Origin of the sequence: Microbacterium sp. CSI-V (assembly GCF_001984105.1) — a bacterium.
GTDB lineage: Bacteria > Actinomycetota > Actinomycetes > Actinomycetales > Microbacteriaceae > Microbacterium.
In genome coordinates this window covers 375,129-398,496 of the sequence record NZ_MTQM01000009.1, presented here as the reverse complement: position 1 = coordinate 398,496, position 23,368 = coordinate 375,129, and the positions used below count along the sequence as shown (strand labels likewise).

General features: G+C 71.8%; 20 protein-coding genes. 11 read left to right on the top strand and 9 right to left on the bottom strand.

The features are described from left to right. Position 1: 1 nt before the first annotated feature. A complete protein-coding gene (locus tag CSIV_RS12660) occupies positions 2-1,207 on the bottom strand; it encodes an aminotransferase class I/II-fold pyridoxal phosphate-dependent enzyme (RefSeq protein WP_077051747.1) in 1,206 nt (401 codons plus the stop codon). Positions 1,208-1,396: 189 nt separating this feature from the next. On the opposite strand from CSIV_RS12660, the gene CSIV_RS12655 reads away from it, so the two are divergent. The 3 genes from CSIV_RS12655 to CSIV_RS12645 are packed head-to-tail and all read left to right on the top strand — an operon-like array spanning position 1,397 to position 5,803. Next, on the top strand, positions 1,397-3,049 hold the full coding sequence (locus CSIV_RS12655; RefSeq protein ID WP_077051746.1) for a S1C family serine protease: 1,653 nt from the start codon (positions 1,397-1,399) through the stop codon (positions 3,047-3,049). Between the two features lie 40 nt (positions 3,050-3,089). Further along, positions 3,090-4,349: a CDP-glycerol glycerophosphotransferase family protein gene (locus CSIV_RS12650; RefSeq protein ID WP_077051745.1), complete on the top strand. Its 1,260-nt coding sequence runs from the start codon at positions 3,090-3,092 to the stop codon at positions 4,347-4,349. Further along, complete coding sequence (locus tag CSIV_RS12645) at positions 4,346-5,803, top strand: CDP-glycerol glycerophosphotransferase family protein (protein WP_077051744.1); 1,458 nt, start codon at positions 4,346-4,348, stop codon at positions 5,801-5,803. Before CSIV_RS12650 ends, CSIV_RS12645 begins: the two co-directional genes overlap by 4 nt. 15 nt (positions 5,804-5,818) lie before the next feature. Here the strand turns inward: CSIV_RS12645 and CSIV_RS12640 are convergent, their stop codons facing one another. Beyond that, positions 5,819-6,904 (bottom strand): glycosyltransferase family 2 protein, encoded by a 1,086-nt coding sequence (locus CSIV_RS12640; RefSeq protein ID WP_077052649.1) that lies wholly within the window; start codon positions 6,902-6,904, stop codon positions 5,819-5,821. A 42-nt stretch (positions 6,905-6,946) separates the two neighbouring features. On the opposite strand from CSIV_RS12640, the gene CSIV_RS12635 reads away from it, so the two are divergent. Continuing rightward, on the top strand, positions 6,947-8,176 hold the full coding sequence (locus CSIV_RS12635) for a CDP-glycerol glycerophosphotransferase family protein (RefSeq protein WP_077051743.1): 1,230 nt from the start codon (positions 6,947-6,949) through the stop codon (positions 8,174-8,176). A gap of 33 nt (positions 8,177-8,209) precedes the next feature. Here the strand turns inward: CSIV_RS12635 and CSIV_RS12630 are convergent, their stop codons facing one another. The 4 genes from CSIV_RS12630 to CSIV_RS18650 all read right to left on the bottom strand — a co-directional run bounded on the left by CSIV_RS12630 (position 8,210) and on the right by CSIV_RS18650 (position 12,079). Continuing rightward, entirely contained in the window at positions 8,210-9,544 is a 1,335-nt protein-coding gene (locus CSIV_RS12630; RefSeq protein WP_077051742.1) for a maltokinase N-terminal cap-like domain-containing protein, read from the bottom strand. Between the two features lie 70 nt (positions 9,545-9,614). Then, on the bottom strand, positions 9,615-10,541 hold the full coding sequence (locus CSIV_RS12625) for a hypothetical protein (protein WP_077051741.1): 927 nt from the start codon (positions 10,539-10,541) through the stop codon (positions 9,615-9,617). Positions 10,542-10,597: 56 nt separating this feature from the next. Next, positions 10,598-11,290, bottom strand: coding sequence for a phosphocholine cytidylyltransferase family protein (locus CSIV_RS12620; protein ID WP_077051740.1), 693 nt, complete (start codon positions 11,288-11,290; stop codon positions 10,598-10,600). Between the two features lie 357 nt (positions 11,291-11,647). Then, the gene (locus CSIV_RS18650; RefSeq protein WP_077051739.1) at positions 11,648-12,079 is read right to left on the bottom strand and encodes a hypothetical protein; all 432 of its coding nucleotides are present in this window, start codon (positions 12,077-12,079) and stop codon (positions 11,648-11,650) included. Positions 12,080-12,089: 10 nt separating this feature from the next. On the opposite strand from CSIV_RS18650, the gene CSIV_RS18575 reads away from it, so the two are divergent. From CSIV_RS18575 to CSIV_RS12600, 3 genes are all read left to right on the top strand, one after another. Continuing rightward, the gene (locus CSIV_RS18575; protein ID WP_238592375.1) at positions 12,090-13,667 is read left to right on the top strand and encodes an ABC transporter ATP-binding protein; all 1,578 of its coding nucleotides are present in this window, start codon (positions 12,090-12,092) and stop codon (positions 13,665-13,667) included. Then, a complete protein-coding gene (locus CSIV_RS12605) occupies positions 13,643-15,205 on the top strand; it encodes a hypothetical protein (RefSeq protein ID WP_077051738.1) in 1,563 nt (520 codons plus the stop codon). The genes CSIV_RS18575 and CSIV_RS12605 overlap by 25 nt, the downstream gene beginning before the upstream one ends. Before the next feature lie 81 nt (positions 15,206-15,286). Then, a complete protein-coding gene (locus tag CSIV_RS12600) occupies positions 15,287-15,553 on the top strand; it encodes a DUF3039 domain-containing protein (RefSeq protein ID WP_077051737.1) in 267 nt (88 codons plus the stop codon). Positions 15,554-15,565: 12 nt separating this feature from the next. Here the strand turns inward: CSIV_RS12600 and CSIV_RS12595 are convergent, their stop codons facing one another. Both CSIV_RS12595 and CSIV_RS12590 read right to left on the bottom strand, forming a co-directional pair. Further along, complete coding sequence (locus CSIV_RS12595) at positions 15,566-16,075, bottom strand: hypothetical protein (protein ID WP_077051736.1); 510 nt, start codon at positions 16,073-16,075, stop codon at positions 15,566-15,568. Between the two features lie 166 nt (positions 16,076-16,241). Next, positions 16,242-17,564 carry a nicotinate phosphoribosyltransferase gene (locus CSIV_RS12590; protein WP_077051735.1) on the bottom strand — a complete coding sequence of 441 codons (1,323 nt, stop codon included), beginning with the start codon at positions 17,562-17,564 and terminating at the stop codon, positions 16,242-16,244. A gap of 180 nt (positions 17,565-17,744) precedes the next feature. Between CSIV_RS12590 and murI the strand changes: the two genes are divergently transcribed. From murI to CSIV_RS12570, 4 genes are all read left to right on the top strand, one after another. Next, positions 17,745-18,563 (top strand): glutamate racemase, encoded by an 819-nt coding sequence (gene murI, locus CSIV_RS12585; protein WP_077051734.1) that lies wholly within the window; start codon positions 17,745-17,747, stop codon positions 18,561-18,563. Positions 18,564-18,596: 33 nt separating this feature from the next. Beyond that, positions 18,597-19,322, top strand: coding sequence for a ribonuclease PH (gene rph, locus CSIV_RS12580; protein ID WP_076490178.1), 726 nt, complete (start codon positions 18,597-18,599; stop codon positions 19,320-19,322). A gap of 1 nt (position 19,323) precedes the next feature. Continuing rightward, a complete protein-coding gene (gene rdgB, locus CSIV_RS12575) occupies positions 19,324-19,920 on the top strand; it encodes an RdgB/HAM1 family non-canonical purine NTP pyrophosphatase (protein WP_077051733.1) in 597 nt (198 codons plus the stop codon). Between the two features lie 86 nt (positions 19,921-20,006). Continuing rightward, positions 20,007-20,924 carry a cation diffusion facilitator family transporter gene (locus tag CSIV_RS12570; RefSeq protein WP_077051732.1) on the top strand — a complete coding sequence of 306 codons (918 nt, stop codon included), beginning with the start codon at positions 20,007-20,009 and terminating at the stop codon, positions 20,922-20,924. 3 nt (positions 20,925-20,927) lie between these two features. Here CSIV_RS12570 and CSIV_RS12565 read toward each other — a convergent pair whose 3' ends face one another. Further along, positions 20,928-23,357 (bottom strand): ATP-dependent DNA ligase, encoded by a 2,430-nt coding sequence (locus CSIV_RS12565; RefSeq protein ID WP_077051731.1) that lies wholly within the window; start codon positions 23,355-23,357, stop codon positions 20,928-20,930. Between the last annotated feature and the right edge of the window lie 11 nt (positions 23,358-23,368).

The window sequence follows — 23,368 nt, the reverse complement described above, 5'->3', positions numbered from 1 at the left end:
GTCAGCCCCGTGCCAGGGCGGAGAGGCGTTCCACCGCGTCGGTGAGCACGTCCACGCGCTTGCACGCGGCGAAGCGCACGAGCGTGGCGTAGTCGGCTCGGTGGTCCGGCGACGCGAAAGCCGTGAGCGGGATGCCGACGACGCCCGCCCGCGCGGGCAGCTCGCGGCAGAACGCATCGGCGTCCGTGGCGCCGAGGGGAGCGGCATCCACGACCGTGAAATACGAGCCCCCGGGAGTGCTGACGTCGAAGCCGGCGGCGCGCAGCCCCGTGCCCAGGAGATCCGCCTTCGCCTTCATCTCGCCGGCCACCGAGGCGAAGAACGTCTCGGGAAGCCGCAGGCCCGCCGCGATCGCCGGCTGGAACGGTGAACCGCCCACGTAGGTGAGGAACTGCTTCACGGCCAGCACCGCGGACACGAGTTCGGCGGGACCGGTGACCCATCCGGTCTTCCAGCCCGTGAGCGAGAACGTCTTGCCCGCCGACGAGATGGAGAGCGTGCGCTCCGCCGCGCCCGGGAGGGTGGCGATGGGGACGTGAGGGCCGTCGAAGACCAGGTGCTCGTACACCTCGTCGGTCACGATGATCGCGTCGTGCCGATGCGCGAGACGGATGACCTCGTCGAGGACCTCGCGGGAGAACACCGAACCCGTCGGATTGTGAGGGTCGTTCACGAGGATCACGCGCGTCCGGTCCGTGACGGCGGATGCCAGTACCTCGAGGTCGGGTTGGAAATCCGGCCAGCGCAGGGGCACGGGGACGAGCCGCGCGCCCGCCAGGGCCACACACGCGGCGTAGGAGTCGTAGTACGGCTCGAAGACGACGACCTCGTCGTCCGGGCCGTCGATGAGCGCGAGAAGGGTGGACGAGAGGGCCTCGGTGGCTCCCACCGTCACCAGCACCTGCCGGGACGGGTCGAGCTCGATGCCGTAGAAGCGCTGCTGGTGTTCGGCGATCGCCGTCAACAGGTCGGGAAAGCCTCGGCCGGGCGCGTACTGGTTCACGCCGTCCGCGATCGCGCGCCGCGCGGCCTCGAGGACCACGTCGGGTCCGTCCTCGTCGGGGAAGCCCTGACCGAGGTTGAGGGCACCGGTCGAGGCGGCCAGAGCCGTCATCTCGGCGAAGATCGTCGGAACCGAGGTGCCGTCGGGGGCGATGAGGCCCGCGCCGAGCGCGGTGCGGCGCCAGGCGCCGGGGAGGTCGTGCATGATGCGGATGCCTTCGGGGAGAGGGGGCGGGAACCGCCGGGCCGAAACCCTCTCACCGTAGCGGAGCGGCCCCCGCGCAGGACCCCGCATTCCGTTCCTGCGACTCTGATAGATCGGACTCACCCGCGTCATAGGAACCGCACAGCATCCGGGGTCATGGTTGATCTCGCCTGGAAGAAGGAGCATCACATGAGCGACACCACGGACGACCGTCCCGAGGACAACCGCCCCACCAGCGACGCCGCCGCGCAGGGCGCGGTCCCCGCGTCGCACGAGACCACCCCCGCCGCCGACGCGACCCCGGTCGCACCCGCCGCGGAGTCCACCCCGGCGGCGCCGCCGGTTCCGACCCGCTCGCCGGCCGACGCCGCCGCGGCGTGGCCGCCGCCCGCGCAGGCCCCCGCCGCCGGTCAGGCGCCCACCGCGTCGCAGCCCGCCGCGCCGCACCAGCCGACGACGGCGCACTACGGAACCCCGCAGAACCCGGCGCCGCACGCCCACGGGTACGCCTCTGCGCCGAGCGGCGCGACCACCCCCACCGGGCAGGCGTTCGGGCCCGCCGCGACGGGGACCTACGGCACGCACCCGACGCTGACGCTCCCCGAATCCGAGGTGGCCAAGCCGCGCAAGAAAAGCTCCGGCACTAAGATCGCCGCCCTCCTGATCGCCGCGGCGCTCGTCGGCGGCGGGGCCGGCCTCGGCGGTACCTACGCCGGTCTGGCCCTGTGGGGCGGGTCCAACGGTGCGACGGCCTCGGGGCCCACGGCGATCACCGTCAACGACCCGAGCGACGTCAACGCCACGGCCGCCGTGGCCGCCAAGGTCGTACCGAGCGTCGTCACGATCAGCGCGACCGCGGGAACCTCGGGGGGCACCGGATCCGGTGTCATCCTGAGCGACGACGGATACGTCCTGACCAACACGCACGTCGTCACCCTCGACGGCCAGAGCGGCAACACCACACTCTCCGTCACCACGTCCGACGGGCGGGTGTACGCCGCGAAGCTCGTCGGCACCGACCCCACCTACGACCTCGCCGTGATCAAGCTCGAGAACGCCTCGAACCTGACCCCGATCGAGTGGGCGGACTCGTCGAAGCTCAACGTGGGTGACAACACGATCGCGGTCGGCGCACCCCTGGGCCTTGCGAACACCGTGACCACCGGCATCGTGAGTGCCTTGAACCGCTCCATCGAGGTCGCGTCGTCCGCGGCGCCGAGCGACAGCTCGGACTCGAGCGAGGGCAGCCAGGGCGGCCAGGGCAGCGGAGAGAGCCCGTTCTTCTTCGATTTCGGTCAGGGCCAGCAGAGCACGCAGACGACCCAGACGATCAAGATCGCCGTCATCCAGACGGATGCCGCGATCAACCCCGGCAACTCCGGTGGCGCGCTCGTGGACGACGAGGGCAAGCTGATCGGCATCAACGTCGCGATCGCGAGCGCCGGCTCGTCCTCGTCGTCGAGCGGTCAGTCGGGCAACATCGGCGTCGGATTCTCGATCCCCTCCGACATCGCCAAGCGCGTCTCGCAGGAGATCATCGACAACGGCTCGGCGACCCACGGCCTGCTCGGCGCGAGCGTCCAGGACGCCGCATCCATCCAGGGCGCGACGACCACCGGTGCCTACGTCGCCGAGGTCACCGCCGGGGGCGCCGCCCAGGCCGGCGGTCTGCAGAAGGGCGACGTGATCACCGAGTTCAACGGCATCCCCGTCACCAGCTCCGTGGACCTCACGGCGCAGGTGCGCGCGCTCGCCGCGGGGTCCGAGGCCACGGTGACCTACCTCCGCGGCGGCAAGCAGGCCACCGCTCAGGTGACGCTGGGCTCGATGCCCGCCAGCTGAGCCCTCCGCTCCGGACGCCACCCCGCGATAGGCTCGCGGGGTGGCGTCTTTCTCGTTCGGTGCGGGGAATGCGCGAAAACTCCGGCGCATTCCGCTGTATCTCGCGGGGCGACTGCTGACCGCGGTGGTCCCGCGTTCGCGGGAGCGCTGGGTGTTCGGCTGCGCGGTCGGCGTGGCCGACGGTGCCCTGGCCCTCTGGCGCGTGGCGGATGCCGCGGGCGAGCGGACGATGTGGCTCGTCGCCGACGAGGGTCAGATGCAGGAGGCCGAGAGGCTCGGCATCCCCTCCCTCCGGCGCGATTCGCTGCGGGGTCTGTGGGCGACGGCCCGAGCGCGTGTGGTCGTGGTGACCCACGGCTTCGGAGACGTCAACCGCTACGCGGTGGCGGGCGCGTTCATGGTGCAGCTGTGGCACGGGATCCCGCTCAAGCGCATCGGTCTGGATTCGCCCGAGACGACCCGCAGTGCCCTGCTGCCGGGGTCTCGCGCCGTCACGCGGCTCCTGGCCGTGCTGTACCGGCGCACCATGCGCCAGATCTCCCTGCTCCCCGCCGCCTCGCATCTCGTCCGCGGACGCCTGGAGAGCGCGTTCGGTCTCGACGACGCGCGGGTGCCCGTGACCGGGGAGCCGCGGGTCGACGTGCTCTCTCAAGGCACCGCCGACGAGCGGCGCAGCGTAGCGCGCGACGCGCTCGCCGCCGTGACGGGCACCGATCTCGGTGATCGGCGCCTGGTGCTCTACGCCCCGACCTGGCGCGACGGCGATGTCGACCCGGCGATCCCCACGACCTCCGACGCGGATCGCATCGACGCGGTGCTGGCGCACCACGACGCCGTGCTGTTCGTGCGACCCCACCCGCTCGGAGCGGGGGAGTACCGCCTCACGAGCGAGCGCGTGAAGATGCTCGGAAGTGACCGCGTCGCCGACGTCACTCCGCTGCTGCCGGCTTTCGCCGCCCTCGTCACCGACTTCTCCTCGCTCGCCTTCGACGCCGGACTCGTTCCGCTCCCGGTGGTGTTCTTCGCCCCCGACGTCGAGGCGTACACCGCGCGCCGGGGTGTCTACGGCCGATACCGCGACGTCGCCGGCGACGACGTCCCGCGAACGTGGGAAGCCGCGCTCGCCCGGCTCGACGGCATCCTGGACGATCCGACCGACGCTGTGGAGGCCTCGCGCCGGCTGAGCGCGAGCGTGCACGTTCACCACGACGGGCGCAATGCCGAGCGGGTCCACCGCGCGATCCGCGCCCGACTGACCGCTCGTCGCTTCGCGGCGCCCCCGAGGAGGACCATCCCATGACCGACGTGCGCTTCCTCCACGACGACGGGCGCGCCGTGCTCGAGATCTCCGGAACGGGACCGCGGCCGACGGGCGTGACGCTCGAGGGTCCGCGCGCCCGCGTCACTGGGCGCCTGCACGGACGCGGACGGACCTGGCGGGCCGAGCTCCCCCTCCGCGCGGCTCGGTGGGGCGGACCCGAGCTACCGCTTCCCACGGGCGAATACCGGCTGCGCATCGAACCGGGGGAGGCGACGGATGCCGCGCCGCCCGCGGCATCGCTGCCCCTCACGCAACTTCCGGGGCTCCGGGCGGACTGGGATGGCCGATGGCTGCGGGTCGGTCCGCCGGTCGATCCCGCCTACGACTCCGGCGAAGGGCAGGCCGCGCTCGAACGGCGGTACGCGACCTCCCGGCAGCCGCTCGAGAACGCGGTGTTCTTCGAGAGCTTCTACGGGCGCACTGCCGGCTGCAACCCGCTCGCCATCGACCGGGAGCTCGCGCGCGTGGCCCCCGTCGTCACGCGCTACTGGAGCGTCGTCGACCTGTCGGTGCACGTTCCCCCCGGGGCCGTCGCCGTGGTGGAGGGCAGCCCCGAATGGTGGCGTGCCCGGGCGGCATCCCGACTGCTCGTCGTCAACGACTGGCTGCGTAGGAAGTTCGTCCGCAAGCCCGGTCAGCGTGTGCTGCAGACCTGGCACGGCACACCCCTGAAGCGTCTCGCGCTCCACCGCCCCGGCTTCGATCCGCGGAGGACACTGGCCGTTCTCCGCGAGAGCCGGCGCTGGGACGTGCTGCTCGCGCAGAGTCCCTACGCGGCGCGGCTCCTCTCCCGTGCGTACGCGTTCCTGCGGCGCCCCGTGTGGATCGAGGGGTATCCGCGCAACGACGTCCTTCGGACCGACGACGGCACCGCGACGCGCCGCGCGCTCGGCATCGGGGCGGACGAGCGTGTCCTCCTCTACGCCCCGACGTGGCGCGACGACCGGGAGGCGATCGTCGACTTCCTCGATCCGTCCGCCCTGGCACGGGCCACGGATGCCGTGGTGCTCGTCCGCGGCCATACCCGGACGCTCCACCCGGGCGAGGACTCGCGCGGGCCGCGCGTCGTCGACGTCACCGGTTACCCGGACACGGCGCGGCTGCTCGCGGCATCCGACGCCCTCATCACCGACTACTCGTCGGTGATGTTCGACTTCGCCATCACCGGCAAACCGATGTACTTCCTCGTGCCCGACCTCGAGCACTATCGCGGAGAGCTGCGCGGGTTCTACTTCGATCTGCTGGATGCCGCCCCCGGACCGGTCGTGCGGTCGCAGGACGACCTCGAGCGGGCGATCGCGGAGGTCGACCCGGCGATCTTCCGCGAACGCTACGAGCGGTTCCAGCGCGTGTTCGTCGCGCGCGAGGACGGTCGGGCGGCGGAGCGGGTCGTCGCCCGACTCCTCGACCAGGGATTCGTCGCCCGGGAATGAGGCGGATGCCGCTGCTCAGGGCAGAGGCGTATTGCGGCCGTCGAGCCGCGAGGTGTCGACGGTGTCGCGGGCTCCGCGCGCGACACCCCAGAGGAACCCGGCTCCCCAGGGCAGGTGCATCGAGGGCAGGACGGCCGCAGTCCAGGCGCGATCGCGCCATCCCCGGCCTCCGCCGCGCCCCAGGGCGACGACGGCGACGAGCACCCCGTACGCGGCGACGGGCACATGCACCGCGTGGGCCGCGGGGGAGCGCACGATCCCGAGAGCCTGCGCGACGGCGACGACGAGCGACAGTGCGGCCGCACCGACGAGTGCCGGGGGAGCGAAGAAGCGCAGGGAGTTGCGCCGACCGTAGCGCCGTACGAGTTCGCCGCGCCACGCGCCCGTCGCCCGGAACTGCCGCACCAGTCGCGTCCAGCTCTCCCGCGGCCAATAGACCACCGACAGCGCCGGATCGAACCACACGCGGTAGCCGGCGCGGCGGATGCGCAGGTTCAGCTCCCAGTCCTCGCCGCGGCGGAGGGTCTCGTCGAACCCGCCCACCTCCTCTAGCACACTGCGCCGGAACACTCCCAGGTACGCCGACTCCGCCGGCCCTTCCTCGGTGCCTCCGTGGTACGCCCCGCCCCCGAGGCCGACGGGGGAGTTGTAGGCGCGGGCGACCGCGCGCTGGAACGGGGAGCGTCCGTCCGCCCGCATCACCCCGCCGACGTTCGCCGCGCGCGTACGCCGGAGCGTCGCCAAGGCGCGTCGCGCGTATCCGGGCCGCAGCTCGGAGTGCGCGTCCACCCGCACGACCGTGGCGAAGCGGCTCCGACCGATCGCGAGGTTCAGCCCCACCGGGATATCGGCGGCGGGGTTGTCCACCAGCACCACCCGGGGGTCCACGGCGGCGATCTCGCGGGCGATCTCGTCGCTGGCATCCGTGGACGGCCCGAGCGCCAGCACGAGCTCGACCGGGCCCGGCACGTCCTGCGCCAGCGTCGAGGCGACCGCGCGGCGCAGGTACCGCTCTTCGTTCAGGACGGGCATGACGAAGCTCACGCCGGCGTCGTCGGGGGGAACGGGCGCGTCTCGGCGGCCGGGGGTCGCGAGGTGCATCATTCCATCGTTCCACGCCGACCTGGCCGGTACCCTGGAAGGATGCCCCTCGCCCGCGACGCCCGGCTCGCCGTCGGGCTCCTCCGCAAGGCCCTGGCCACCCGCCGTGCGCGCACCGACCTCCGCCGAGCGCTCGCCGAACGCGGACCCCTGCCGCAGAACCGCTTCCGCATCGCGGTCTACTTCGCCGACGGCCCCGTGAACATGTACCAGATGCGCCAGTGGTACGCACCGCTTCGCGAGCTCGCGCGCGAGTGGCCCGTCGTGGTGATCGCCCGCTCGATCCGCGGCGCCGACGCGCTGCTGCGCGACGACGCACTGCCGGTGGCCTACGCCCCCACGGTGCGCGACGTCGAACAGGTGCTCGACGAGCAGGACGTGCGGATCGTCTTCTACGTCAACCAGAACACCCGCAACTTCCAGATGTTCCGATACGGGCGGCGCTGGCACGTGTTCATCAACCACGGCGAGTCCGACAAGATGTACATGACGACCAACCAGTTCACCGCGTACGACTACGCGTTCGTCGCCGGTGACGCCGCTCGGGCGCGTCTGTCCCGGACGCTCTGGGACTACGACCTCGACCGCCGGACATTCGCCATCGGCCGTCCGCAGGCCGACCACTACTCCGGCGACCTGCCGTACACGCCCGATGGTCGCCGCGTCGTGCTCTACGCCCCGACGTGGGAGGGGGATCGTCCCGCTGCCCACTACGGCTCGATCCTCACGCACGGCGAAGCGCTGGTGACGGCACTGCTCGCCACCGGCCGTCATCGGGTGATCTACCGACCCCATCCGCGGTCCGGCGTGGTCGACGCGGCCTACGGCGCGGCGAACGATCGGATCGTCGCCGCCCTCGGCGCCGCGAATGCCGCCGATCCGACCGCCCAGCACGTGCACGACACCGGGGCCGATCTCGGGTGGCAACTCGCCGCCGCCGACCTCGCGGTGGTCGACATCTCCGCGATGGTGTACGACCGGCTCGCCGCGGGGAGACCACTGCTGGTCACGCGGCCCGTCGACCCGGAGGCCCTCGTGGACGACACCGGGTACCTGTCGGATGCCGAATGGCTGGATGCCGAGTCCGCGGCCGACATCGTGGCACGCGCCGACCGGGTGCTGGACGACCCCGACGCCGTCGCGCGCCTCGACCACTGGGTGCGGTACTACTTCGGCGACACGGCTCCCGGGGCCTCGACCGAGCGCTTCCACTCGGCGGTCCGCACGCTCATGGAGCGCTGGGAGAGCTGGAACGCGGGCGTCCCCGCGTGACCTCGCCGATGCCGGTCTCCGGCCACCGGGTGATCAGGCGGTGAGCGGCGCGAGTCGCCCGATGGCGGCGAGCGGGATGCCGATCCAGTCGGGACGGTTGCGGGTCTCGTAGATCGCTTCGTACACGGCCTTGTCGAGCTCGAACGCGGCCAGCAGTGCATCGGGGGCCGTCTGGCCCGCGCCGACCGTCTCGGCGTAGCCGGACAGGAACGCCTGCTGCGCCGCGATGACCCAGGCGCGCACGGCCGCGCCGTCGTCGTCGGCCACGGCGCCCGAGACGTAGTCGAACGAGCGCAGCATGCCGGCGACGTCGCGCACGGCGAGGTCGGGGCTGCGGCGCTCCGAGATCGGGCGCAGCGGTTCTCCCTCGAAATCGAGCAGTACCCACCCGTTCGCGGGCGTATGCAGGACCTGACCGAGGTGCAGGTCGCCGTGCACGCGCTGCAGGGGCGGCCACGCGGCCGCCACGGCGTCGGCGTACACCTGCCGGATGCGGTCGGCGTAGGGCGAGAGCGCGGGCACCTCGGACACCGCGATGGCCAGGCGCCTCTCCCAGGCAGCGGCCACCCGCGCACGCACCTCGGCGTCGGGTGCCACGGTGGGGAAGGCGTCGGCCAACGCCACGTGCATCCGCGCGACGCTGGCCCCGAGCGCTCGAGCCGGGGCGCTGAAGTCGTCTCCGGCGGTGGCGGCGAGAAGGGCGACCCGCCACGCGTCCTCGACCCCGTCGAAGAACTCCTGCGCGAAGGCGAGCGACCCGGTCGCCTCGTCGCCGTCCGCCGTCGTCCAGGTGCCCCGGACCTCGCCGATCGCGGCCGGCACGAACGTCGCCCCGCCGGCGGCGAGCGCGGACTGCAGTTCGACGTCCGGGTTCACCCCCGCGTTGACCTGACGGAACAGCTTGCAGATGACCGGGGCAGCACCCTCCGGGCGGAAGATGATCGAGGTGTTGGACTGCTCGCCGCTCAGCACGCGCGCGGGAACGGCGGTCGCGGTCGTCGCGGGCGGTGCCGTCAGGGGGATGCCGATGAACCCGCCGTCGCCTGTCGCCCCCGCACCGCCCTCGGTGACGAGATGGAACAACAGGTCGGTGAAAGCGGGGTCGGTGACGGCATCCGCCCACACCCGCCCGTCGCCCGCAGGGCCGATGAGACTCCCGGGGAGCACGGCGTCCGGGTCGCGCTTTGACACCGGCACCTGGTAGACGGATGCGGGGGTCACCGCCTCGTCTCGGACGAGAAGCACCCGCGTGCCGGGGATGACGAGCTCCTCATCGGCGACGAGGGTCAGTCGCGGATCGCGACCCTTCGTGCCGTACCACCGCTGTCGCGGCATCCACACGGTCAGGAGATCGAGGAGGTCACCCATGCGGCGAGGCTAACGCGATCGGGTGTCGAGCGCTCGGGTCTTGCGCGCGGGCCGCGTCGATGACAAGGCGTCAGGGCGCGTCGGACGACGCCGCGTCGTCGCGGTCTTTGCGGCGCGGCAATGCCTTCCGGGCGACGGACCCCGTCCGCCGGCCCGCGGAGCCGACGGCTCCGGCGATGGCGCCGCCGACGCGCTGCACGCCGCCCACCGCTCGGCGCTCGAGTCTGTCGGCTCCGGGTCGCGGTTCCAGGTCGTGGGGGAGGATCAGCGGAGGCGTCCCGAAGGCCCGCCGCGACGTGACGAGCACGCGACGGCCGAGGATGTTGTTCCCGGCCCCGCCCACGACGGCCCCGACGCCGAACGGGAGCGCCTTGCCGAGCCACGAGGCGCCGCCCCGGGCCGCGAACTGACGGACGAACGTGGTCTTGAGGCGGTCGACCAGGGGTCCGACGGCCGCGCGGGGGAGCGTCTTCGTGACGAGTTCCCCCCAGTAGCCGGCGCGGGTGGTCCCGCGTCCGGCGGCCTGCGACGCCAGCTGGGCGACGAGGTCCGTCCCCTCCTTGCCGAGCATCAGGGTCAGGACGAGGGCGCGGGCACGATCGGGGTCCTCGATCGCGACCCCGTGCACCTCGGCGACCGATTGCGCGAACAGCGCCGTGGCCTCCAGGAAGCCGACCGTCTCCACGCCGCTCAGCGCCAGGGTGACACCGGTCCCGATGCCCGGCACGACGGCGGTCGCGCCGACGGCCGCGCCGCCCGTGGTCACGGCCGCGAGGTAACGCCGCTCGAGGATCCGGAGGATCTCCTGCGGGGAGGCATCCGGATGCCGCAGTCGGATGCTCCGCAGGTGGGCCAGCACCGCGGGACGCTGCACGGACAGCACGCGGTCGAGCATGCGGATCGTGCGGGGATGCTCCTCCGACCCCGCCGGCGGCAGCCCGCCCTTCCACGGCGCGTCGTCGGGCAGGGAATGGATGCGATGCACCTTCTCAGCCATGATTCCATCCTGCCCCCGTGGGGCGATGTCGTCCGGGCCTTGACGCGCGTCGGAGATCAGACGAAGAGGTTCGCGCGCTCCAGGTCTTCCGCGAAGTCGACCTCGACGGCGTAGAGGTCGGAGATGTCGAGAGGCTCGACGCGCATCCCGTCCTGGGCGATGGCCAATTCGATACCGCGTTCGAAGTAGTCCTGGTCGTCGACGCGCTGCAGGTGGCGCTGGAGTGTCTTCTTGTCGCGGGCGGCGACGTAGTTGATGCCCACGGCTTCCCCCAGGCCGCCACGGACGGTCTTGGAGAGCTCCGCGACGAAGCCCTCGGCATCCACCGTGTACTTCACCTCTTCGTCGCTGACCTTGGCGGTGTTGACCGTGACGAAGGACCGGTCGCCCTCGATCAGCTCGAGGGCGCGGCCGAGCACGTCGGGATCGAACACGACGTCGCCGTTCATCCACAGCACTCCGTCGCGGCCGGTCGCCGAAAGGGCGCGCAGCAGACTCTTGGAGGTGTTCGTCTGGTCGTAGCGGTCGTTGTAGACGTAATCCACACGCGGGAACGCGTCGACGACGGTCTCCGCCCGGTAGCCGACGACGGTGGTGATGCGGGCAGTGCGGCCGAACGCCGCGCGGATGTTGTCGTGCTGCTGCTGCATGATGCTGCGCCCGTCAGCGAGAACGGTCAGCGGTTTGGGCAGACTTCTCCCCAATCGCGAGCCCATGCCCGCGGCGAGAATGACGATCTGAAGGGTCAAGGCAGGCTCCTGGGGGATGAGTTGTCATTTCCGGTTCACCGGAATGTCACGCCTTCGTGTCGAATTCATGCTAGTCAAACGCTCTGGGAAGGTGCAGAATTCGCCATGGTCGTTGTCCTTTCGTGATGCCTACCGTCTCGGACGCCGCGTGTCACCCGCTGGGGTGGGTGTCGGAGGGGGTTGATAGTTTGGAACGATGACAGCGTCGCTGCCGCAGCCCCCTGAGTCCGCCTCCGCTGGGTCGGAGGACGATGCGGCGAGCGTTGACGCCTCTCCCACGCCCCCACCGCGTCCCCGGACGCCCCGGCGCACCGCATCGTCGTCGCCTCGCGCAACGGGCGAATCGGATGCCGCCGATCAGGGCGACACGCCGGAGGTGAAGAAGTCGACGCCGCGAACTTCGTCGGCACGCAACGCCTCCACCGGGGCCGCGCCGCGCAGCCCGCGCACGCCCGCGGCCAAGAAGCCGGCGACGCCGCGCACGCCGGCCGCGAAGAAGCCGGCCACGCCGCGCACATCCGCGGCTGAGAACCCCGCGACGCCGCGCACGTCCGCGGCGAAGAAGCCGGCGACTCCGCGCACGCCGGCCGCGAAGAAGCCGACCACGCCGCGCGCATCCGCCGCCGCGAAGAAGCCGGCCACCCCGCGGACCGCCCCGTCGGCGGTTCCGGACGAGGCGCGTCCGGTGGTCGATCCCGGTCCGCCGCCGCCGTTGCCCGCCGATCTGGTCGTGCCGCCGAGGCCGCCGTTGCCGCCCGTGGGTGGTTCACCGTCCGTCGCCGATCCCACGCCGGCGGACGTGGCCGTCGAGGAGCCGAAGGTGGTCGACGAGCTGCCGGTCGACGAGTCGGTGGCTGTCGCGGAGCCGGTGGATAAGTCGGCGGTCGTCGAGGAGCCGGTGGCTGTCGCCGAGCCGGTGTCCGAGGAGGCTGCGGGCGGCGACGACATCGCGGTCGAGGCATCCTCCTCTCCGGCCCTCATCCCATCGGATGAGAATGCGACCCCGGTTGAGGCCGTCGTCGAGGAGCCGGTGGCGGTCGAGGAGCCCGCGGCCGACGAACCTGCGGCCGTCGAGCCTGCGGTCGACGACGAGACGGCGGACGCCGCGGAGCCGGTGTCTGAGGAGCCGGTGACGGTCGCGGAGCCAGTGTCCGTCGAGACGCCGACGCTCGCGGAGCCGGTGTCCGTGGAGACGCTGACGGACGCGTCGCCTGCAGCTGCCGAAGAAGCGGCGGCCGAAGAGCCGGTGGTCGACGAGACGGTGGTCGACGAGCCGGTGCTTGTCGAGCAGTCCGCCGCCGAAGAGTCTGCCGTCGAGCAGTCCGCCGCCGCGCAGCCGGCCGCCGCCGAGCCGCTGACCGTCGACGAATCCGCCGAGAATGAGTCCGCGGTCCCGGAATCCGAGATCGCCGACGAGAGCGTCCCCGGGGAGTCGGCATCCGACCCCGCGGTGGAGGAGTCGTCGCTCACCGACCAGGACATCGATTCGGTCGACGCCGACGCCGACGCCGACATCGCCGCGACGGGAGCGGCGGAGGCGCAGGACGCGTCCGCGGCCGAAGTCGCCGGTGCCGCGGCCGCCCCGGCCGCCGCGGACCAGAGCGACGTCGCGAGCGACGTTCCGGCGCTGCGTCTGCGCAACGTCACGAAGCTGTTCGGCGAGGTGCGGGCGGTCGACGGCGTCGACCTGACCGTCCCGGCCGGCTCGTTCTACGGTCTCGTCGGACCGAACGGGGCGGGGAAGACGACGACGCTCTCGATCATCGCGGGTCTCCTCCGCTCGAACGGCGGAACGGTCGAGATCAACGGCGTCGACGCGGGACGCCAGTCGCGCGCCGCCAAGAAGCTGATCGGCGTCCTCCCGGATCGCCTCCGCACGTTCGACCGTCTCACCGGCCGCCAGCTGCTGTCGTACTACGGCGCGCTGCGCGGTCTGCCGTCGCCCGTCGTCGAGAGTCGCGCCGCCGACCTGGCTCGCGCCTTCGACCTCGTCGAGGCGCTCGGTCGACCGGTGTCGGATTACTCGGCGGGCATGACGAAGAAGGTCATGCTGGCCGGGGCGATGATCCATTCGCCGCGCCTGCTCGTCCTCGACGAGCCGTTCGAGGCCGTCGATCCGGTCTCCAGTGCGGTGATCCTCGACATCCTGCGCGCCTACGTCGACCACGGTGGCACGGTGATCCTCTCCAGCCACGGAATGGAGCTGGTGGAGCGCGTGTGTTCGCGTGTCGCGGTCATCGTGTCGGGGCAGGTGCTCGCCGAGGGCACCGTCGACGAGGTGCGCGGCGAGTCGACGCTCGAGCAGCGTTTCCTCGAGCTCTCCGGCGGGCTCGGCGACGTGGAGGGGCTCGAGTGGTTGCACACGTTCTCCGCCTGAGGCTCGCGATGATGCTCGGCGCCCTCCGGGGCGATCGGGATCATGTGCTGCGCCGCGCCGTCGGTCTGTTCGTCCTCATCGCCGGCACCGTCTTCGCCGCGGTCAACGTCGTCGCCCTGGCCGACTCCGACCGTCTGACGACCGCGGTGGTGACGGTGCTCGCGGGCTCGGCGGTCACCCTGGGCTTCGCGATCGCCCCGCCGGTCACCGCCTCCGTCGACCCTCTCGACCCGCGTCGGTTCGCCGTGATCGGCCCCGAGCCCCGACCGCTCGCGGCCGCACTGCTGGCGGCCGGGTTCTTCAGCGTCCCCGTGGTCGTCGTGGTCGTCCTGGCCGTCAGCGTCGCGGTGGCGTGGACCGCTCACGGGGCGCCCGTCGGCGGCAGCATCGTGTCGATCGTGCTCGGCGTGACCACCTGCGTCCTGCTCGCCCGTGTCAGCCTCGCCCTCGGAGCCCTCGTGCGTCGTCCCCGGCAATCGCGCGAGCTGATCGGGGTCTACCTCGTCGCCGTGCTCGTCGTGGTCGTTCCCGTGGGCATCTTCCTGGGCTCGCTCGAGTGGCGCGGAGCCGTTCCCTCGCAGCTCGTCTCGGCTGCCGAAGTGCTCGGGTGGACACCTGTCGGCGCGGCATGGAACATCGCTGTGGCTCCGACCGCGGGTGCCGCCGCAGCGAGCGTCGTCGTCGCCCTCGCGACCGTCGCCCTTCTGACCGCCGCCTGGTTCGTCCTCGTCCGCGTCCTGCTGACGACGACGCCGCGCCCCTTCACCGTCCGCGAGCGCGCGGGCCTGGGGTGGTTCGCCCTTCTCCCCGGCACGCCCGGAGGCGCTGTCGCGGCGCGCAGCCTGTCGTACTGGTTCCGCGACCGCCGTTACGTGGTCAACGTCGTGGTCGTTCCGATCGCCGCGGTCCTCACGACCCTCCCGCTCATCGTCGCCGGCGTCCCCGTCGAGTACGCCGTTCTTCTCCCTGCGCCGATCATCGCCCTGTTCCTGGGATGGCTGCCCCACAACGATCTGGCGTACGACTCGACGGCGCTCTGGATGCACATCGCGAGCGGTGTCCGGGGGCTCTCGGACCGACTGGGTCGCCTCGTGCCGGTCGTGCTCATCGCGCTTCCGCTCCTGGCCATCGCCATCCCGCTCGCCATCGCGGTCCATGGTCGGTGGGCCTTCGCTCCCGCGCTCGTGGGCGTGTGCGCGGCCCTCTTCCTCTCGGGGCTGGGCTTGTCGAGCATCGCGTCGGTCGTCGCTCCGTACGCCGTCTCCCGTCCCGGCGACAGCCCCTTCCAGCAGCCGCAGCGCACGGGCTCCGGTGGCGTCGCGTCTCAGGCCCTGGTCATGATCGGTGCCCTGATCGCGGCGAGCCCGGCGATCTGGTTCGCCTGGCAGGCCGTGGCATCCGACACCGCCGATGCCTTCGCCGCGCTGTGGGCGGGTCTCGGGGCAGGGGTCGTCGTCCTCGTGGTCGGGGTCGCGGTAGGAGCGGCGCAGTTCGAGCGGCGGGGGACGCGGCTCATGGAGTTCGCCGAAGCCACCTGACGCCCGTCGCCGGCGGCCCCCGCCGGTGGTCGGAGCGGAGAACCGTCCGAGCCCCGCGGTCCGCGGCTACACTGGCAGACCATGAGCACGCCTCTCGACCGACCGGACAGCGGGGGTCTCGCGACCCTGGATCGCGAGCTCGAAGAGCTCATCCGCGAGGAGAACATCGAGCCGGGTGATCACGAGCGGTTCTCCCACTACGTGAAGAAGGACAAGATCCTCGAGTCGGCCCTGACGGGCAAGCCTGTGCGCGCGTTGTGCGGGAAGAAGTGGACGCCGGGCCGCGATCCCGAGAAGTTCCCCGTCTGCCCGCAGTGCAAAGAGATCTACGAATCCCTGAACGGCTGAATCCCTCGCCGATCACCCGAGGGTGAGCGACTTCGTCTGCGAGGTCGATCCGTCCGAGCCGTAGATCGTGAACGTGATCGTGTACGTTCCCGGAGCGATCGGGTACACGTTCTCGCCGGGATACCAGTTCAGGTTCTGCGCGTATCCGCCGAGCGTGATCGAGAAGTAACCCGACAGCGTCGTGGTCGCGGCGGGTGCGGGAGGCACGACCTCGATCGTGTACTGCACCACCGCGGGTTCGGGGTCGCGTGTCGGCCACCACGTGATGTTCTGGTCGTAGTGGGCTGCGGCGTAGATCGCGAGGGGACCGCGCGTGGTGTGGGTCGCGGGGTCGTACCTGCTCGCGTCGGTCACCGCCCAGCCCTCGCTGATCCGCAGCTTGGAGATCGGTACCGACGTCGCCGACTGCGCGACGGCGGGCACGAACGTCGCCGCGAACGCGGGTGCGACCCACGCCGTCGCCGAGAGGACGGTGCGGCGCGTGGGCTCGAGCCATCGGGGCGATGACGCATCGTCGGGCATGGAACTCTCCGTTCGGTGCTGGGGTCGCCCGATCGCTGAGAGCTCGAGAGCAGGTGCACCGGGGCGAGGTTCCACGCTAGGCAGCGCGAGCATGCCCCGCCCCGGACGCGAGACGAATCTCACCCACGACGTCAGGGCTTTCGCCCCGAGAGCGCCGGAAGTGCGCTCACACCTCCACGTACTCGGTCGGCAGGGCAGGGTCGGAGCGACTGAGCGCAAGAGCGCGCACGGGCAGCTCCTCGCGCACACGGGCATGGTGGGCCCGGGCGGCTCCCACTCCGTCAGGGCCGAGCGCGGCGGCATCCGGTTCCCCGTCCACCATCAGCGGAACCTGGAGTGCCCGGGCGTCGGGGTGCTGGGCGGCGGTGGCGAGCTCTTCGAAGCCGTCGCTCACGACGATGAGCTCGGTCGTGGCCGTACCCGCGTCGAGTGTGCGGAACGCCGCCTTGCGGCCTCCGTGCGAGGCCTTCTGAGCCGAGGCCTTCGCGACGGGCACCCAGGAGCCGTCCGCGTCCGCCCGCGCCACGAGCTTGAAGACGAGACCGGCGGTGGGCACACCCGAGCCGGTCACGACTGAGGTGCCGACGCCGTAGCTGTCGACGGGGGAGGCGGCGAGCGCGGCGATCGCATACTCGTCGAGGTCGCTGGTGACCGTGATCCGCGTACCGGTGGCGCCGAGTTCGTCGAGGAGCGCGCGCACCTCTCCCGCCACGATCGGCAGGTCGCCGGAGTCGATGCGCACCCCTCCCAGCCCGGTCCCCGCGACGCGCACGGCGGTGCGCACTCCCTCGGGGATGTCGTACGTGTCGATCAGCAGCGTCGTGTCGGTGCCGACGGCCGCGATCTGGGAGCGGAACGCGTCCTCCTCGCTGTCGTGCAGGAGCGTCCAGGCGTGCGCGGCGGTGCCCATGGTCGGCACCGCCCAACGGCGGCCCGCCTCGAGGTTGCTCGTGGCGGAGAACCCGGCGATGTACGCGGCGCGCGCAGCGGCCACGGCGGATTCCTCGCCGGCCCGACGCGATCCCATCTCGGCCAGGGGGCGGTCGCCGGCGGCGACGCTCATGCGGGCGGCCGCGGTGGCGACCGCCGAGTCGAAGTTCAGGACGCTCAGGGCCAGAGTCTCGAGGATGACCGCCTCGGCGAACGTCCCCTCGATGGTGAGCAGCGGAGATCCGGGGAAGTAGATCTCGCCCTCCCGGTAGCCGGTGATCGACCCCGTGAAGCGGTATCCGGCGAGGAAGTCGAGGGTGGCGGCATCCACGATCCGGTTGTCCCGCAGGTAGCGCAGCTCGTCGTCGCCGAAGCGGAAGTCGCGGATCGCGTCGAGCAGTCGCCCGGTCCCGGCCACGACGCCGAATCGCCGCCCGCCCGAGAGGCGCCGACCGAACACCTCGAAGACGCAGCGCCGCTGCGCCGTGCCGTCGCGGAGGCCCGCGTCGAGCATGGTGAGTTCGTAGCGATCGGTGTGGAGAGCCGTACTGCGGGTCATCGCGCCAGCCTATGCCGGGGTCTGCTGCAGCAGCGCCCCGTGCGAAACTCCTGAGTTTCCGGTAGAACGGCGGGGCCGCGAGCACTGAACCCGGCCTCGCGCCCACATTCTCCGGAGTTCGGCCCGCGAGCGGCGGGCGCACCGGGGTCGCGCGGTGGCCGCCGGGTAGGCTGGATGCCTATGAACGACGCGCCGATCGGCATCTTCGACTCGGGAGTCGGTGGTCTCACCGTCGCCCGCGCGGTCTCGGCGCAGCTGCCGCGGGAGTCGATCCTCTACATCGGCGACACGGCTCGCTCGCCGTACGGGCCGAAGCCAATCGCCGACGTCCGGCGGTACGCGCTCGAGGTGCTCGACACGCTCGTCGAGCAGGGCGTGAAGATGCTCGTGATCGCCTGCAACACGGCATCCGCCGCGATGCTGCGTGACGCGCGCGAGCGCTACGACGTGCCGGTGGTCGAGGTGATCGGGCCCGCCGTCCGCACCGCGATGTCCACCACCCGCAACGGCCGCATCGGCGTGATCGGCACGGTCGGCACGATCGGTTCGCGGGCCTATCAGGACATGCTCGAGGTCAATGAGCGCCTCACCGTCTTCGCCGAGGCGGCTCCCCGGTTCGTGGAGTTCGTCGAGGCGGGGGTCACCGACTCGCCCGAGGTGCTCGCGGTCGCGGAGGAGTACCTGGCGCCGCTGCGTCGCGCCGGCGTCGACACGCTCGTCCTCGGCTGCACCCACTATCCGTTCCTCGAGGGCGCCATCAGCTACGTGATGGGGCCCGAGGTGAGCCTCGTGTCCAGCGACAGCGAGACCGCGAAGGACGTGTACCGACAGCTCGTGTCCGGCGACCTGCTCGCGGGTCCGGATGCCATCCCCACCCATCATTACGAGGCGACGGGAGCGTCGGCCGACGAGTTCGTCCGCCTGGCCCATCGCCTGATGGGCCGCGAGATCCGCGATGTGCAGCTGGTGCAGACCGGCGCCATCGACCTGCCGCGCTGAGGCGCGGCATCCATTCCGTCCTGAGGAGGACCCATGACCCGTAAAGACGGCCGGACCGACGACCAGCTGCGCCCCGTGACGATCGAGCGGGGATGGTCGGCGCACGCCGAGGGCTCGGCACTCATCACGTTCGGCGGCACGAAGGTGCTGTGCACCGCGTCGTTCACGAACGGCGTGCCGCGTTGGCTCACGGGCAAGGGCAAGGGCTGGGTCACGGCCGAGTACGCGATGCTCCCGCGCGCGACGAACAGCCGCAACGACCGCGAGAGCATCAAGGGCAAGGTCGGGGGTCGCACGCACGAGATCTCGCGCCTGATCGGCCGCGCGCTCCGCGCCGTCGTCGACACGAAGGCGCTCGGCGAGAACACGATCGTCATCGACTGCGACGTGCTGCAGGCCGACGGCGGCACGCGCACTGCGGCGATCACGGGCGCGTACGTCGCCCTCGCGGATGCCATCGCGTGGGGCCGCGAGAAGAAGTTCATCGCGCAGCGCTCCGAGGTGCTGGTGGACTCGGTGTCGGCCGTGTCCGTCGGAATCATCGACGGCACCCCGATGCTCGACCTCGCGTACGTCGAGGACGTGCGCGCCGAGACCGACATGAACGTCGTCGTCACCGGCCGCGGCCTGTTCGTCGAGGTGCAGGGCACGGCCGAGGGCGCGCCCTTCGACAAGCGCGAGCTCGACCAGCTGCTCGAGCTCGGCGTCAACGGCTGCGCGCAGCTGCGCGACCTGCAGACCGCGGCGCTGGAGGGCTGACGTGGCGCGCATCGTCCTGGCCACCCACAACCCGCACAAGGTCGAGGAGTTCCAGGCGATCGTCGCAGCGACCCGTCCCGACCTCGAGGTCGTCGGGTACGACGGCCCCGAGCCGGTCGAGGACGGTGTGACGTTCGCCGCGAACGCGCTCATCAAGGCGCGCGCGGCCGCCGCGCACACGGGGCTGCCCGCGTTGGCCGACGACTCCGGTGTCGCGGTCGACGTCCTGGGCGGATCGCCGGGCGTGTTCTCCGCCTACTGGGCAGGTCACAAGAAGGATGCCGCGGCCAACCTCGAGCTGCTCCTGGACCAGCTCTCCGATGTCGCCGACCCGCACCGTACGGCGCAGTTCGTGTCGGTGATCGCGCTCGTGCGTCCCGACGGCACCGAGGACACGGTCGAGGGCCGCTGGCCCGGCCGCCTCGCGACGGCGCCCGCCGGGCCCGGCGGCTTCGGCTACGACCCGATCTTCATCCCGGACGGGCAGGATGCCACGGCCGAGCGCACGGTCGGGGAGTGGTCGGCCGAGGAGAAGAACGCGCACTCGCACCGGGCGCGTGCGTTCCGCAGCCTCGTGCCGCTGCTGCGGACGCTCTGAGCCGCGCGGCGAGAGCGAAAACCGCTCTCATTCCCGACTAGCCCGAATCGCCGCGGGGTGCCCCGGCGCGGCTCTAGCCTGGATCCATGCACGATCACGCGCCCGCCGGCGGCATTCGCGATGCCGGGAACCGACGCCTGCTCGCGATCGCGCTGAGTCTCACGGCGACCGTGATGGTGGTGCAGGTCGTGGGCGCGATCCTCACCGGATCGCTCGCGCTGCTCGCCGATGCGGCGCACATGTTCACCGACGCCGCGGCGCTCGTCGTCGCGCTCATCGCGACGGCGATCGCGGCGCGTCCGGCCGATGACCGCCGCACCTTCGGGTACCAGCGTGCCGAGGTGCTCGGCGCGCTCGTCAACGGCATCGTGCTCATCGTCCTGAGCCTGTGGGTCGCATTCGAGGCGGTTCAGCGGCTGCTCACGCCGGCCGAGGCCGAGGTGCAGGGCGGGCTCATGCTCGTCGTGGCCGTCGTCGGTCTCCTCGCGAACGCCGTGTCGATGTGGTTGCTGGGCCGCGCGCAGAAGCGCAGCATCAACGTGCGTGGCGCGTATCTCGAGGTGCTGGGCGACCTGATCGGCTCCGCGGCGGTGATCGTCGCGGCGATCGTGATCGTCACGACCGGATTCGTGCAGGCGGATGCCATCGCCTCGCTGTTCATCGCGGTGATGATCGTCCCGCGGGCCCTCGGCCTGCTGCGCGAGGTCATGGTCGTGCTCACCGAGTCGGCGCCGACCGGCGTGCATGTGGCGGAGATCCGCGAGCACCTGCGCGGGGCCGACGGCGTCGTCGACGTGCATGACGTGCACGTGTGGCAGCTCACGCGCGGAGCGCCGGTGTTCAGCGCGCACGTCGTCGTGGAGGAGGCGGCCCTCACCGACGGTCGCGCATCGCGGATCCTGGCATCCCTTCAGACGTGCCTCGCCGACCACTTCGACGTCGAGCACTCGACGTTCCAGCTCGAACCCGCCGGTCACGTGGAGCACGACGCGCAGCACGCGTAGCGCTCAGTCCTCACGGACGACGTCCGCCGGGTCCTTGTCGGGCCGGAGGCCGCGCCACCGTGCCTGGCGCAGGATGCCACCGGGCGTGAACTCGGCGAACTCCACCTCGCCCACGAGGTCGGGGCGCACCCACAGGGCGTCGCGGGCGTCGGCCGCCGGCACGCCGACGAAGGGATCGGCATCCGTGCGAAGAGGCTCCAGCACCTCGGACAGGCGCGCGAGCGTCCGCTCGCCGAAGCCCGAACCGACGCGCCCGGCGTACTGCAGCCCATCGGCCGTGGGCACACCGACCAGCAGCGACCCGATCGCGCCCGAGCGGTTGCCCTTCCCGGGACGGATGCCGCCGATGACGACCTCCTGCGTTCGGGAGTGCTTGACCTTGAGCCAGCGGTCGGATCTCTCTCCTCGGCGGTAGGGCGATCCGGCATCCTTCACGACGATGCCCTCGAGTCCGAACCGTCCGCTGGCCGCGAGTGCGGCCTCGACGTCGTCGAAGACGGGCGGCACCACGACGACGGCTGCCGCATCCGCCGCCAGGTGCTCGAGGATCTCGCGGCGTTCTGCCAGCGGGAGTCCCGTGACATCGCGGCCGTCCGCCTCGAGCACGTCGAACAGGTACAGCTGCACCGGGGTGCGGGCGGCCTCGTGCGTGATCTCGCGCGCCTGGGCGAGGTTCATGCGCTTCTGCAGCAGCGGGAAGCTCGGCCGCCCCTGGGCGTCGAGCGCGACGATCTCCCCGTCGAGCACCGCGGGAGCTGCGCCCAGACCGAGGTCGACGGACGTGAGCTCGGGGTAGGTGGCGGTGAGGTCGTTGCCGTTGCGCGACCGCAGCCGAAGGCGCTCCCCGTCCCAGATCCCGATCCCGCGGATGCCGTCCCACTTCATCTCCACCCACTCCCGTCCCCAGCGCTCGGCGGCCGCGCGCGCCAGTCCCGGCGTGGAGGAGGTGGCGAGCATGGGGCGCAGGTCGCCGGCGGTCGCGGGTGCAGAGGTGGGCGACGGCGCTGCGGCGGCCGCGGGTGCAGGATCCGCGCGGGGGGCCACGGCCGACCCCTCACGCTGCGGCCGGCCCTCGGCATCCGTCTTCATCCGGTGGAGCAGCCACTGCGACTTCTCGCCGGAGCCCTCGGTGCGGATGAGGGCGAGCCGAACGCGCCCGAGCGGACCGTCCGAGCGGCCGGTGAGGGTCGCGATGACCTCGTCGTCCCGCCATTTCTCGAGCTCGTACGTGCCGGTGTCCCAGACGGTCATGGTGCCCGCGCCGTATTGTCCGCGCGGGATCTCGCCCGCGAAGTCGAGGTACTGCATCGGGTGGTCCTCGGTCATCACCGCAAGGCTGTTCTTGCCGGTCGTCGGCGGAACCCCTCTCGGGACCGCCCAGCTGACCAGCACGCCGTCGCGTTCGAGCCGCAGGTCCCAGTGCAGGCGCGACGCGTGGTGCTCCTGGATGACGAAGCGGGGGAGTCCCTCGCCGCCGGCTTCGGCATGCGGGTGCTCGGGGACGGGCTCGGGCGTGCGGCCGGCCGTGCGCTTCGCGATATAGGCGCGCAGCGGACCCTCCGGGCGATCGATCGCGGCGAGGGGATCGCCCGTGCGTTCCAGGACCTCGTGGAACAGCAGGTGCCGGAGTCCCGGATCGTCGAGTTCCTCCCACGTGCGCGGCGCGGCGACCGTGGGCTCAGCGCGGCCGCGCAGCGAGTACGGCGCGATCGTCGTCTTCGAGCCGTTGTTCTGGCTCCAGTCGATGAACACCTTGCCGGGGCGCGCGGCCTTGGACATCTGGCTCACGACGAGGTCGGGGTGGTCGGCCTCGATCGCGCGCGCCAGTTCCTTCGCGACGGCGCTGACCGCGTCGCTCGTCTGCCGCCCGTCGAGGTGGGCGTACAGATGGATGCCCTTGCTGCCGCTGGTGACCGGCAGCGGGTCGAGGCCGATGTCGAGCAGGATCGCCCGCGCCCACCGGGCGACCTCGGCGCACTCCGCGAGCCCCACTCCCGGCCCCGGGTCGAGGTCCAGGACGATTCGGTCGGGATCGAGGCGGGTACCGGCGGCGTCGAACCGCCACTGCGGCACGTGCAGCTCCAGGCTCGCGACCTGCGCGAGGTACACCAGCGCCGGGACGTCCTCGACGAGCGGGTAGTCCTTGGCGCCGGACGAATGATCGATCGGATGCCGTGGCATCCAGGCCGGTGCGCCCGGCTCCAGCGCCTTCGCGAAGAACGGCTCACCCGGCTCGGCCGCGGTTCCCACGCCGTCCGGCCAGCGTTTGCGGGTCACGGGTCGACCCTGCACGTGGGGGAGCAGCCGAGGAGCGATGCGGGTGTAGTAGTCGATGACCTCGCCCTTGGTGGTCCCGGTCTCGGGGTACAGCACCTTGTCGAGGTTGGACAGGCGCAGGCGACGGCCGTCGATCCGCACTGTCTGCTCCACCATCGCCCCAGCGT